This is a genomic window from Shewanella sp. SG41-4 (assembly GCF_014164505.1).
GTDB lineage: Bacteria > Pseudomonadota > Gammaproteobacteria > Enterobacterales > Shewanellaceae > Shewanella.
Genome location: NZ_JACJFI010000111.1, coordinates 1 through 12,379 on the forward strand (window position 1 = coordinate 1; position 12,379 = coordinate 12,379).

At 41.8% G+C, this 12,379-nt stretch carries 11 protein-coding genes; 6 read left to right on the forward strand and 5 right to left on the reverse strand.

The genetic code is table 11. From position 1 onward, the window contains the following. The coding region (locus H5202_RS11665; protein WP_182772224.1) for an HlyD family efflux transporter periplasmic adaptor subunit at nt 1–721 on the reverse strand (721 nt) is incomplete at its 3' end. 182 nt (nt 722–903) lie between these two features. Here H5202_RS11665 and H5202_RS11670 point away from each other — a divergent pair. Beyond that, nucleotides 904–1,464, forward strand: coding sequence for a GNAT family N-acetyltransferase (locus H5202_RS11670; protein ID WP_182772225.1), 561 nt, complete (start codon nt 904–906; stop codon nt 1,462–1,464). Nucleotides 1,465–1,528: 64 nt separating this feature from the next. On the opposite strand, the gene trxB is transcribed toward H5202_RS11670, so the two are convergent. Both trxB and msrA read right to left on the reverse strand, forming a co-directional pair. Next, the gene (gene trxB / locus H5202_RS11675) at nt 1,529–2,482 is read right to left on the reverse strand and encodes a thioredoxin-disulfide reductase (protein WP_182772226.1); all 954 of its coding nucleotides are present in this window, start codon (nt 2,480–2,482) and stop codon (nt 1,529–1,531) included. Between the two features lie 201 nt (nt 2,483–2,683). Then, nucleotides 2,684–3,163 (reverse strand): peptide-methionine (S)-S-oxide reductase MsrA, encoded by a 480-nt coding sequence (gene msrA, locus H5202_RS11680; RefSeq protein ID WP_182772227.1) that lies wholly within the window; start codon nt 3,161–3,163, stop codon nt 2,684–2,686. 221 nt (nt 3,164–3,384) lie between these two features. On the opposite strand from msrA, the gene astE reads away from it, so the two are divergent. The 5 genes from astE (at nt 3,385) to nadA (ending at nt 9,534) form a co-directional block, all read left to right on the forward strand. Further along, the gene (astE, locus tag H5202_RS11685) at nt 3,385–4,413 is read left to right on the forward strand and encodes a succinylglutamate desuccinylase (protein WP_182772228.1); all 1,029 of its coding nucleotides are present in this window, start codon (nt 3,385–3,387) and stop codon (nt 4,411–4,413) included. A 156-nt stretch (nt 4,414–4,569) separates the two neighbouring features. After that, nucleotides 4,570–5,748 (forward strand): thiamine pyrophosphate-dependent dehydrogenase E1 component subunit alpha, encoded by a 1,179-nt coding sequence (locus H5202_RS11690; RefSeq protein ID WP_182772229.1) that lies wholly within the window; start codon nt 4,570–4,572, stop codon nt 5,746–5,748. Nucleotides 5,749–5,751: 3 nt separating this feature from the next. Next, entirely contained in the window at nt 5,752–6,729 is a 978-nt protein-coding gene (locus H5202_RS11695) for an alpha-ketoacid dehydrogenase subunit beta (RefSeq protein WP_011637397.1), read from the forward strand. 9 nt (nt 6,730–6,738) lie between these two features. Further along, complete coding sequence (locus tag H5202_RS11700; protein ID WP_182772230.1) at nt 6,739–8,364, forward strand: dihydrolipoyllysine-residue acetyltransferase; 1,626 nt, start codon at nt 6,739–6,741, stop codon at nt 8,362–8,364. Nucleotides 8,365–8,466: 102 nt separating this feature from the next. Further along, a complete protein-coding gene (gene nadA, locus H5202_RS11705; protein WP_182772231.1) occupies nt 8,467–9,534 on the forward strand; it encodes a quinolinate synthase NadA in 1,068 nt (355 codons plus the stop codon). Nucleotides 9,535–9,733: 199 nt separating this feature from the next. On the opposite strand, the gene H5202_RS11710 is transcribed toward nadA, so the two are convergent. Together H5202_RS11710 and H5202_RS11715 are read right to left on the reverse strand one after the other, a co-directional pair. Beyond that, a complete protein-coding gene (locus tag H5202_RS11710) occupies nt 9,734–11,650 on the reverse strand; it encodes a methyl-accepting chemotaxis protein (RefSeq protein WP_182772232.1) in 1,917 nt (638 codons plus the stop codon). Nucleotides 11,651–12,101: 451 nt separating this feature from the next. Beyond that, nucleotides 12,102–12,379 (reverse strand): hypothetical protein (locus H5202_RS11715; RefSeq protein ID WP_182772233.1); only part of this gene is annotated, 278 nt, incomplete at its 5' end.

Genomic DNA, 12,379 nt, shown 5'->3' on the forward strand with positions numbered 1-12,379 from the left:
ATCGCACTTCTGCATGAGTCCCTTTTTGATCCAAATATTGCATTTCTTTATCGGCTAGCGGTAAGCGGATTTCAGCTGTATCAGTATTGTAAACATGACCAATTTTACTGCCTGTGGTCACGTATGCACCTAAACCGATTTCACGGCTGGATATCAGTGCATCATACGGCGCGCGGATAACCGTACGTTCTAAATCACGCTGTGCACGTAATAAACCCGCTTCAGCACTTTTTAGCTTGGCTAATTCTTGTGCCAATTGCGGCTTGCGCAAACTGAGATCGGTTGGCTTACTGCTGGTTATTTCGGCCCATTCACGTAAGGCAACTTCAGCATTGGCTCGTTCTTGCACCATGTTGGCTTTTGACGAGGCTATGTTTGCTTGAGCATCTAATAATCCTGCTTCATAGTCACTGGGATCAATTTTAGCTAGAACATCACCTTTTTTAACAAAGCCACCTTTGACGAATTTATCAGCTAAATAAATAATTTCACCACTGACTTGTGCGACCAGTTCGGTGTCGTATTTTGCTGCGACAACGCCATAAGAACTGACTGAAAAGGTCATCGGGTTATATTCAAGTGCTTCAACCGACACTAAAGGTGTGGTATCAACTGCAGGCTTTTCTTCAGGGGGCTTTTTGAGTGCAGCAATCCCAACTAAACCGGCTATTCCAATGCCTAATACTACGATGGGCAGTATGATTTGTTTTTTAGTAGCCACAATTCTTCCTCTTTTATAATCCGATATTTTTTGCAGTAAGTTCATTTTCTTACTGCTAATAGTCTTTCTTCTACTTTATATGTTAATCGAAATGTTTATTGTTTGTTGTTTGATTGTGTAAACTTGTGTGTCAACTACTTAAGTGTGCACTCGTTACATAAAACCGATAGGAAACAAACACTGTGGAGATCCAATACACACCCAGATTACGATTGTCATTAATGACCCTTGATGATGGTGCATTACTTTTTGAGTTAGACCAAGATGAACGAGTCATGCACTTTCTTAATGGCGGCAATAAAACCACTCAGCATCAGATAGATACGATCATGTTGCCTAGATTGGCTCAATATTTAAATCCGCCTAAAGGTTGGGGGTTATGGAAAGTCCATGCGCTCGATTGTGCCCTTAATGATCAGCACGGGTTAAGCGGCGAGTATTTAGGCTGGGTATTAGTCAGACCAATGCACTTTTTTACCGATATACAACAGCATGATCTAGAGTTAGGTTGGCGTTTCAAACATGTCAGTTGGGGTAAAGGTTATGCTACAGAAGCAGCTAAAGCGGTGATGGATGCTGTGAGTGTATTAAATGAAGTGACACATGTTAGTGCTGTTGCTGTAGAGGACAATGTTGCATCTATCGCGATTATGAAAAAACTCGGTATGACGTTTCAACATAAAAGTATTCACCGCGATCCATTAGGTGATACTGAAGCCGTGTTTTACCAAAAAGCGGTGTAATGTTTTTTAAGGCAATAAACAAGAGCAGCCTGAGCTGCTCTTTTGTTGTATTACATCCAGTCGATTACTTTTTGGCGTCTAAATAACGCTCAGCGTCTAGTGCAGCCATACAACCAGTACCAGCAGAAGTAATAGCTTGACGATAATGTTGATCCATTACGTCGCCACAAGCATATACGCCTTCAATGCTAGTTTGAGTCGCATTGCCTTGTAAACCACTGTTTACTTGTAAGTAACCGTGATTCATTTCTAATTGACCAGCAAAAATACCAGTATTAGGGCTGTGACCAATCGCAATAAACACACCAGCGACTTCTAAATCGGTCACTGAACCATCTTTAGTGCTCTTTTTCTTAAGCCCGGTTACACCCATCTCGTTACCCGTCACTTCTTCAAGTGTTTGGTCTAGGTGTAAAATGATATTTCCGTTAGCGACTTTGTCCATTAAGCGGTTAATCAAAATCTTTTCTGAACGGAAACTGTCGCGGCGGTGAATTAAGTGAACTTCAGATGCAATATTACTTAAGTAAAGTGCTTCTTCAACTGCTGTGTTACCACCGCCAATCACCGCAACTTTTTGGTTACGGTAAAAGAAACCATCACATGTAGCGCAGGCAGAAACACCGCGACCCATGAACGCTTCTTCAGATGGAAGACCTAAATATTTAGCAGAAGCACCAGTAGCAATAATTAATGCATCACACGTAAACTCGCCGTTGTCGCCTTTTAAGCGGAAAGGACGCTCAGTTAAGGTCACTTCGTTGATGTGGTCAAAAATAATTTCGGTATCGAACTTCTCAGCGTGCTTTTGCATGCGTTCCATTAATGCTGGACCGGTTAAGTCTTCAGCATCGCCTGGCCAGTTTTCTACTTCAGTAGTAGTGGTTAATTGACCACCTTGCTGCATGCCTGTGATCATCACAGGATTTAAATTTGCACGCGCAGCATAAACAGCAGCGGTATAGCCAGCAGGGCCAGAACCTAAAATTAGTAGGTTAACGTGACGAGCTTCACTCATGATTTTGTTCTCCGATAACATGCCTTAAGCAATTTGCATGGGATTGTATGGAATTTACCGCTGCGGGTAAAGTGAAGTTGAGTGTAGGAAATCGATTGGGGTTATCTATTGTGTAAATATTCCGTTTCAGGTGAGGCGATGGTGCACATCTACTTACTTGAAACGGTTGTTTGTCGCTCGACGAAGATTGCTCGTTTAGGTTTAGTAAACCAAATGACAGGTTGGTAAATTATTTTTTTCTAAATAATTCTGATGGTATTCCTCGGCAATGTGGAATGATTGTATCGGTACAATTTCGGTCACAATATGTCGCTGTCCCCATTTGCCACTGCGTGCTAATGTTAGTTTAGAGCTTTCAGCTTGGGCTTTTTGCTCTTTATCGTGGAAAAAAATGGTGCTGCGATATTGAGTACCAATGTCGCCACCCTGCATATTCAGCATGGTCGGGTTATGGTTTTTCCAAAAAGAATCCAATAAGTCGGTGTAGCTGACTATTTCTGGATCAAACTCAACTTGAACCACTTCGGCGTGACCAGTTGAACCCGTTTTCACTTCTTTATATGTCGTCGCACTGTCTTTGCCACCCATGTAGCCACATGTTGCGTTACTGACGCCGTTAATTTCACGGAAAAAATATTCAACACCCCAAAAACAACCTGCACCAAATGTAGCTAACGCCATGACATACCCTTAAAACAAATTATAGAAGTCTAGATGGCTGTAATTGTGTTGAATATTGACAATATTTGCAAGCAAACTTTTATTAATAAATAAATCTAAGTTATGCCACCAATAAAATAGCGTTTGGCTATGATAGAATCCGCGATAATAGGCAGTAATAGTTAACATCGTTTTACGTCAAAGTTAACTACGCCATATAATAATGAGACAAGGAGTTGATAGTGCTATCTGACCTGATGATAAACCACGATTTTTTAGACTATACCTTAGCCAATCCAGATAAATTACCTGCTGCGTATGATTTTATGTTGGCAGATCATACTCGCGTAGATGTGTGGGATACGGGAGTGATTGTATTTACTCCGGCTAATGCCACCAAAGATATCGTGTTGTCTTGTGCTGTGCACGGTAATGAAACTGCGCCGATTGAAATCTGTAATCAACTCATTAAAGATTTGCTCAGCCAACGCATTGTGGCCAAGCAGCGGGTGATGTTTTTAATTGGTAATCCTGCCGCGATTATCAATAAAACCCGTTTTATTGATGAGAACCTGAATCGTCTATTTAGCGGCGCGCATTCTAAAGGCGAGGGCTTAAGCCATCCAGAGCGTCATCGAGCTAAAGCGTTAGAGCAATACGTAGCTGATTTTTTCAATGCTAATAGCGACAACCAACGTATTCATTACGACTTACATACAGCGATCCGTGCCTCAAAGCATGAAAAGTTTGCCATTTACCCATACCGTCCAGGCCGTGCTTTCAGCGGCGAACAAATTATGTTTTTGGCGGCATGCGGTGTCGATACTATGTTGTTTCACCACGAACCAACAACAACGTTTAGTTATTATTCGTCAGAGCAATTCCAAGCAGATGCTTTTACCGTAGAATTAGGCAAAGTGATGCCATTTGGCCAAAATGATATGAGCCGTTTTACAAAAACTCATACTATGCTTGAAAAGCTCATTACTGAATCTCAGTTAGCACCAGTTGAGTTCGACGCTAGCAAGGTCAACTTGTATAAGGTATCGCGCTCTATTAACAAGCACTTTGATGATTTTGAATTTAGCTTTGCTGGTGATGCAGAAAACTTCAGCGCCTTTAGTCAGGGCGAGGTATTAGCAACAGAAGGTGGGAAGCAAATCACAGTCGAGCAACCGTTAGAAGCGATAGTATTTCCTAATGCAAATGTACCCATTGGGCAACGCACAGTGTTATGTTTAGTACCGGCACCGAACGAGTCAATTTTATAGTCGTAAAGCAATATATACATGTCAATCGTGAGTAAAATGCGTTTACAGTGAGAGTAAGTATTGATAGGTAGTTTACGTTAACGTAATGTCTACTCGCATAGTATAAATAGAGCCATGTTTATGTTGAACATGGCTTAACAATAACAAGAGCATAATATGAGCAACGCACCACTGACCAATGAAACAGTGCACCGTGTCAGCTTCTTAGACAAAGCGTCATTGCACATCCCTATTTTGCGTATTTTACAAGCTGATGGCACTACATATGAAAACGCGGTTCTTCCAGTTATCGACAAGGCTCTGGCCGAAAAAATCTTTGATACCTGTGTTTTTACACGAGTATTAGACGAGCGTATGTTGGGTGCGCAGCGTCAAGGACGGATTAGTTTTTACATGACCTGTACTGGTGAAGAAGCCTCAATTGTTGGCAGCACTGCCGCGCTTGATAAAGACGACGTCATTTTGGCTCAATATCGTGAGCACGCCTCATTGCGTTATCGCGGTTTTACGACTGAACAATTTATGAATCAAATGTTCAGTAACGAGAAAGATTTAGGTAAAGGCCGTCAAATGCCGATTCATTACGGCAGCCGCGAACTCAACTACCAAACCATTTCATCACCACTGGCAACTCAAATTCCACAAGCCACAGGTGTTGCTTATGGTATGAAGTTACAAGGCAAGCGTAATGTTGCCATTTGTTACTTTGGCGAAGGCGCTGCGTCAGAAGGTGACTTCCATGCGGGTTTGAATATGGCTGCAGTGCTTAAGTCTCCAACCATCTTTTTCTGTCGAAATAATGGTTATGCTATTTCTACCCCTACAGAAGAGCAGTTTGCTGGTAACGGTATAGCCAGTCGGGGAGTTGGTTACGGTATGCATACTATCCGTGTAGACGGTAACGACATGTTAGCGGTGTTAGCTGCTACGCAACAAGCTCGAGCCCACGCACTAGAACATAATGTACCTGTATTAATTGAAGCTATGACTTATCGTTTAGGTGCGCATTCTTCGTCAGACGATCCATCTGGATATCGTTCAAAAGAAGAAGAAGCTAAATGGCAGCAACACGATCCGGTAAAACGTTTTAAATTATGGATGGTTAATAAAGGTTGGATAACCGAAGCCGATGAAGCCAAGTTATTTGAACGTTATCGCGAAGAAGTGCTAGCAGCAGTTAAAGTGGCTGAAAAGTTACCTATTCCGAAACTAGATGAAATTATTGAAGATGTGCTTGATAAACCGACTCCAGCATTGAGAAAACAGCTTAAAGAGCTAAAAGAACACATTGCTAAGTATCCAAAAGCCTATCCAAAAAGCGCAGGGAGACTCTAAACCGTGGCTCAAATGAATATGTTACACGCCATCAACGAGGCGTTATCAATAGCCATGACTGCCGACGAGCGCATGGTGATTTTTGGTGAAGACGTTGGCCACTTCGGTGGCGTTTTTCGTGCGACTTCTGGTTTACAAGAGCAGTTTGGTCGCGACCGTTGTTTTAACACGCCGCTAACTGAACAAGGTATTGCTGGTTTTGCTAATGGCCTAGCATCTTATGGCATGACTGCCGTTGCTGAAATTCAGTTTGCTGATTATATTTTTCCGGCATTCGATCAAATCGTTAATGAATCGGCAAAATTTAGATACCGCAGTGGTAATCAATTTGATGTGGGTGGGTTAACCTTTCGCACTCCATATGGTGGTGGTATCGCTGGTGGACATTATCATTCACAATCGCCTGAAGCCTATTTTACTCAAACGCCTGGTTTAAAGGTGGTTATTCCGCGTAACCCTGAACAAGCTAAAGGGTTGTTGCTGGCGTCTATTCGGGATCCAAACCCGGTGATTTTCTTTGAACCTAAGCGTCTGTACCGCGCATCTGTTGGTGAAGTACCTGCCGGTGACTACGTTATCGAATTAGGCAAAGCACAAGTGGTTAAGCAGGGCAGTGATATTACTGTACTGGCTTGGGGCGCACAGATGGAAATCGTCGAAAAAGCCTGTGAACGTGCCGAGAAAGAAGGTATTTCATGTGAAATTATTGACTTACGCACTATCGCACCATGGGATGTTGAAACTATTGCAAAATCAGTGACCAAAACAGGTCGTTTACTGATAAACCATGAAGCACCATTAACTGGTGGTTTTGCCGGTGAAATCGCGGCAACCATTCAGCAAGAATGTTTCTTATCGCTTGAATCTCCGATCAGTCGTGTGTGCGGATTAGATACGCCTTATCCATTAGTGCATGAAAAAGAATACATGCCAGATGAGTTAAAGACCTTCGAAGCCATCAAGGCCACTGTGTCGTTTTAGGAGTAAGATATGATTAAAGATTTTATTTTACCCGACATCGGCGAAGGTGTGGTGGAATGTGAATTAGTTGATTGGTTAGTCAGCGAAGGTGACATTGTTACTGAAGACCAACCGATTGCCGATGTCATGACAGATAAAGCCTTAGTGCAAATTCCAGCTCCTCATGCCGGAAAAATTACCAAGCTTTATTACGCCAAAGGTGAAATCGCCATTGTGCATCAACCATTGTATGCAGTTGAAATGGACGGTGATGACAACGATAGCGTCATTGAAACACCTGTTGCTGCCATGACCCCAGTTAACGACACTGCTGGAAATATTGCTAACAACAATGACGTTGTAGTGACAACAAGCAGTCAATCAAACATTGAAGAGTTCTTATTACCCGATATCGGCGAAGGAATTGTTGAATGTGAATTGGTTGACTGGTTAGTTGAAGAAGGCGACATCGTCGTTGAAGACCAGCCGATTGCTGATGTTATGACTGATAAAGCGTTAGTGCAAATTCCGGCGATGAAAGCCGGTAAAATTGTAAAACTGCATTATCGTAAAGGTCAGCTTGCTAAAGTGCACTCACCTTTATTCGCCATTGAAGTAGAAGCTGAAGTTAATGCTCCGTCAGCTCCTGTTGAAGTGGTTGAACAAGCGCAAGTTGCAGCTCCACAAGTTAACCTTGAACCTGTTGCACAAGGCAAAGCTTTAGCTAGCCCAGCCGTTCGCCGCATGGCACGCGTACTGGACATTAATATCGCTATGGTTGTTGGCACAGGCAAAAATGGCCGAGTTTACAAAGAAGATATTGAACGTCATCAGCAAGGTGGTCATGCCACTCAAGCTGCAGCAAGCACAACGCCAGTGTCGTCAACGAGTCAAGATAATGCTCAAGCTGGCAGTTCTGTGAATAGCGGCATAGTGAGTAATGTAACGGCGAACGATCGGGTTGAACCTATCAAAGGCGTCAAAGCTATTATGGCGAAAATGATGGTTGAGTCAGTATCGACTATCCCTCATTTTACTTACTGTGAAGAGTTTGACCTTACCGAACTCGTTGCCTTACGTGAAAGCATGAAGCAACGCTATTCAACTGACGAAGTGAAGCTGACCATGATGCCATTCTTTATGAAGGCCATGTCATTAGCGATCACAGAATTTCCGATATTAAATAGCCAAGTTAATGCAGATTGCACCGAACTCACTTACAAGTCTCGTCATAACATTGGTATGGCAGTCGACTCAAAAGTGGGCTTATTAGTGCCTAATATCAAAGATGTGCAAAGTAAGTCTATTTTAGAGATTGCCGCCGACATAACTCGCTTAACGACTGCCGCGCGCAGTGGCCGCGTGTCGCCAGCAGATTTAAAAGACGGAACTATCTCTATCTCCAATATTGGTGCATTGGGCGGCACGGTGGCAACACCGATTATTAACAAACCTGAAGTAGCCATTGTTGCGTTAGGCAAGTTACAAATATTGCCGCGCTTTAATGCTAAAGGCGAAGTTGAAGCACGTAAGATTATGCAAGTAAGCTGGTCTGGCGATCATCGCGTCATTGACGGTGGCACCATTGCACGCTTCTGTAATCTGTGGAAACACTACCTAGAGCAGCCGCAAGAAATGCTATTAGCTATGCGTTAACAGTGTTTAATCTTTCTTATCCAAAAGGACGCTAACGCGTCCTTTTGTTTTTAGCCTCTTTTTCGTATAATACTCGGATATTGTCACTAGATTGGAATATGTATGAGTCTGTCGGCACCTAGAATTGAAATGATTGAATATCCGTTTCCACCAAAACCTGCCGTGTTGTCTGACGTTGAGAAAGCACAATATAAAGCACGTATTAAACAGTTATTGATTGATCAAAACGCGGTACTTGTTGCCCATTATTATACTGATCCTGAAATCCAAGCGTTAGCTGAAGAAACGGGCGGTTGCGTGTCTGATTCTCTGGAAATGGCACGCTTCGGTCGCGATCACCCCGCAAAGACATTAATTGTCGCTGGGGTGAAATTTATGGGCGAAACCGCCAAAATACTAAGCCCTGAAAAAACCATTTTAATGCCAACGTTAGAAGCAACTTGCTCATTAGATTTAGGTTGTCCAATTGAGCAGTTCAATGAATTTTGCGATGCGCATCCAGATCATACTGTCGTGGTATATGCCAATACCTCAGCAGCAGTAAAAGCCCGCGCAGATTGGGTTGTCACCTCCAGTATTGCGTTAGAAATTGTTGAGCATCTCGATAGCCAGGATAAAAAAATTATCTGGGCACCCGATCGCCACTTAGGTTCATACATTAACAAACAGACAGGCGCTGACATGTTGTTATGGCAAGGCGACTGCATTGTGCATGACGAGTTTCAAGCCAAAGCCTTGCGCGAGCTTAAAAAGCAGCATCCTAGTGCCGCCATTTTGGTTCACCCAGAGTCACCTGCAAGTGTCGTTGAGCTTGCTGACGCTGTCGGTTCTACCAGCCAGTTGATTAAAGCTGCACAGACCATGGCCAACGACACCTTTATCGTTGCCACGGATCGCGGTATTTTTTATAAAATGCAACAAGCGGCACCAGGTAAAACCTTGATCGAAGCCCCAACCGGCGGCAATGGTGCTACCTGTAAAAGTTGTGCCCATTGCCCATGGATGGCCATGAACGGTTTGCAGGCTATTGAAGCTTCGTTAGTCGATAGCGATAAAACCAATCATGAAATATTTGTGGATGATGAACTGCGTATCAAAGCACTCATTCCACTCACACGCATGCTTGATTTTGCCAAAGAATTGAACATGAAAGTGAAGGGCAACGCCTAAAAGCTTGGGTTTAGTGATCATAAAAATATAAAGCCGACATCTAGTCGGCTTTTTTATTGGGTCTTTTACGCTAATGGGAGCTAGCCTTAAATATTAATATAATACCCAACTGAACCATTATTGAATAAACAAAAAAACCAAGTGGTGTAGACTTGGCTTTTTGTTAATTAACAAATTGGTTTGCTGTATTTTGTTTTGTTTAAATCTTAAATTGGCCTACTAAGGAATTCAGTTGTTTAGATAAATCAGCCAGATCTTCACTTGCACTTGCTGTTTGCATTGACCCTTCGGTTGTTTTGGTAACAATATCGTTGATATTGGTAATGTTTTTATTTATTTCATTTGAGACTGCACACTGTTCGTTTGCTGCGCTGGCGATTTGAATATTCATTTCTGTAATGGTGTTTACCGCTGCAAAAATGTCATCGAGTGCATGGTCTGCATTTATTGCCTGAGTAACGCATGAGTCTGTAACTTTACCGCTATCTTTCATTACTTGAACAGCTTTAGCCGCGCCACTTTGCAATTGTTCAATCATTGCTTGTATATCTTGCGTGGAAGCTTGTGTGCGACTGGCTAAGGTACGAACCTCGTCGGCAACAACTGCAAATCCTCGACCTTGCTCTCCTGCTCGGGCTGCTTCAATAGCTGCATTCAGCGCTAATAAATTTGTTTGGTCTGAAATATTTCGAATAACTTCTAGAACACTATCAATGGCTGTCGTTTGGTTTTGTAAATCGGACACTGCATGTGTTGCGATATTGATTTCAGAAGCCAATTGATTGATTTCTGATGAAACCTTGCTAACTACCTGCTTACCAGCTTGAGTAGCCTCATTTGCTTTTTGAGCCGCATCAGCAGCTTCTGTTGCATTTTGTGCAACATCTTGAACTGTCGCGCTCATTTCATTCATTGCTGTAGCAACCTGCTCGGTTTCTTGCTGCTGTTTTACTGCATCAGCTTGAGTTTCGAGTGTGATGCCAGATAAACGCTCGGCAGAGTGATTCAGTTGCTGTGTGGCGGACATAACTTGATTAATTGTATTATGTACCTTTGTCGCAAATTGATTGAATGCTTTGGATAATGCGGTAATTTCATCATTTCCGCTTACTGATAAACGGAGCGTTAAATCACCATCGCCATCGGCAATGTTGTTCATTGTATGGGTTGTCATATTTATTGGGGTGGTGATACTTCTGCTAATAACCCAAGCAATAGCGATACCTAATAACAAGGCGATGACACCAACACTAATCATAGTAAAGGTCACATCATTGATAGCATTTACATTGTGTGTGCGATCCAAAGCTATTTCTAGGACACCTATTGGCTGTCCAGAGAAATCTTTTACTTGATGTAAATAAACTGCATAGGAAGTGTCGTGTAATGTAGATTGGCTGTTAAGTATTGACCCACTGAATGCTTGTGCTAGACGAGTATTATCAGAAAAACTATGAGGTTTAGTCGTCGCTCCAAATGCTTCAAATTGTCCATTTTTTTGAGTGTAAAGCGCAATATCGACCTTATAATCATTTTTAAATTGGTCAAAAAATGCCTGGCCAAAAGACATACCAAACTCTACAGAACCAATATGTGTATCCTGATAATTGACAGGCATAATTCCACGAATTCCGATGCCTGCAACACCTTTCTCTAATCCTCTTACTGGTTTTTGGTCTCTATTGGTAACGATAACGGTTTGTCTAAATGATGATAAATCGTCTCCAAACTTCTCAGGTTTATGTACTCTTAAGAATGAGGTAGCTGGTGGCAAGTGAAACTGGAATTGACGAACGGCATAATCTTCTTTCAAGGTTTCAAATAATGGTAATGTTTTTAATGCTAACGTCTCTCGGTCGCCTTCGGCAAACAACTTTTGTAAGTCAGAATTACGCGCAACGACAGTTGCCAACGCTTGGGCTAATTTCCCCGTTGACTCAATTTCAGCGGTAGCAGTTTCATAGAGTTTGTGTAACTCGCGTTGCTCAGCACTATCAATATTGGTTGTGAATTCTGATAATACGAAGGGGATAACAGTACCCATGACCAAGACTAATATGACTGTAATACCTAAGATTATACGATTGCCGATATTGAGGTTAAATGAATTGACCATATGCTGTGCCTTTTAGCTATTTTAAATATAAATATGTATTAATTAATGATTTATACAATGCAATACTATCTAAAAATGGCACAAAAACCGTGTTGAATGACTCAGATGTAATGGTTGGTTAATAAACGAGCTAAATATATTAATGATTTATGAATTTCCTCACAGTAATTGTATTTTAGTGCGCCAAATAGACAAATCTTAAAAGTTAATCAGACCTTTGATGTTTAAGAACCGATTTTCAAAGTACTCATTCCACTCACTCGCATGCTTGATTTTGCCAAAGCATTGAACATGAAAGTGAAGGGCAATGCTTAAACACTGAGACTTGCGTAAAGAGTTAAACGAAAGCCGACGTTATGTCGGCTTTTTAGTGAATTCGTTTATCATCGGCTCTGAATTATCCTGACACAGGGGGATAGTGTTAACTGTATTGATCTCTTTTCAAGAATCGCTATTTGTTTCGCTGTTTTCTTACATATTCTGAAGTTCGGCCATTTTGAAATAAATTATATTCATATAAAGGCAATCCATCGATGCCAAAAATTTGGATCACTATTTTTCGTTTATCGCCAAAGGTCGGTTGATTACTGACCCAATATCCCTCTCTAAATTCGGTATAAACTGTTTTTGTTAAACCTGAATGGCTCACAGAACTACATTCACCAATGACAAACTGACATTGGTAGTTATAAGGTATTTTGTATCCGTTTTGTAATGTTTGCTCTGTGG

Excerpts from the sequence above, each read along its gene's own strand:
- trxB (WP_182772226.1), bottom strand. The coding sequence starts at position 2,482 with ATGAGTGAAGCTCGTCACGTTAACCTACTAATTTTAGGTTCTGGCCCT.
- msrA (WP_182772227.1), bottom strand. The coding sequence starts at position 3,163 with ATGGCGTTAGCTACATTTGGTGCAGGTTGTTTTTGGGGTGTTGAATAT.
- H5202_RS11690 (WP_182772229.1), top strand. The coding sequence starts at position 4,570 with ATGAGCAACGCACCACTGACCAATGAAACAGTGCACCGTGTCAGCTTC.
- H5202_RS11700 (WP_182772230.1), top strand. The coding sequence starts at position 6,739 with ATGATTAAAGATTTTATTTTACCCGACATCGGCGAAGGTGTGGTGGAA.
- nadA (WP_182772231.1), top strand. The coding sequence starts at position 8,467 with ATGAGTCTGTCGGCACCTAGAATTGAAATGATTGAATATCCGTTTCCA.
- H5202_RS11710 (WP_182772232.1), bottom strand. The coding sequence starts at position 11,650 with ATGGTCAATTCATTTAACCTCAATATCGGCAATCGTATAATCTTAGGT.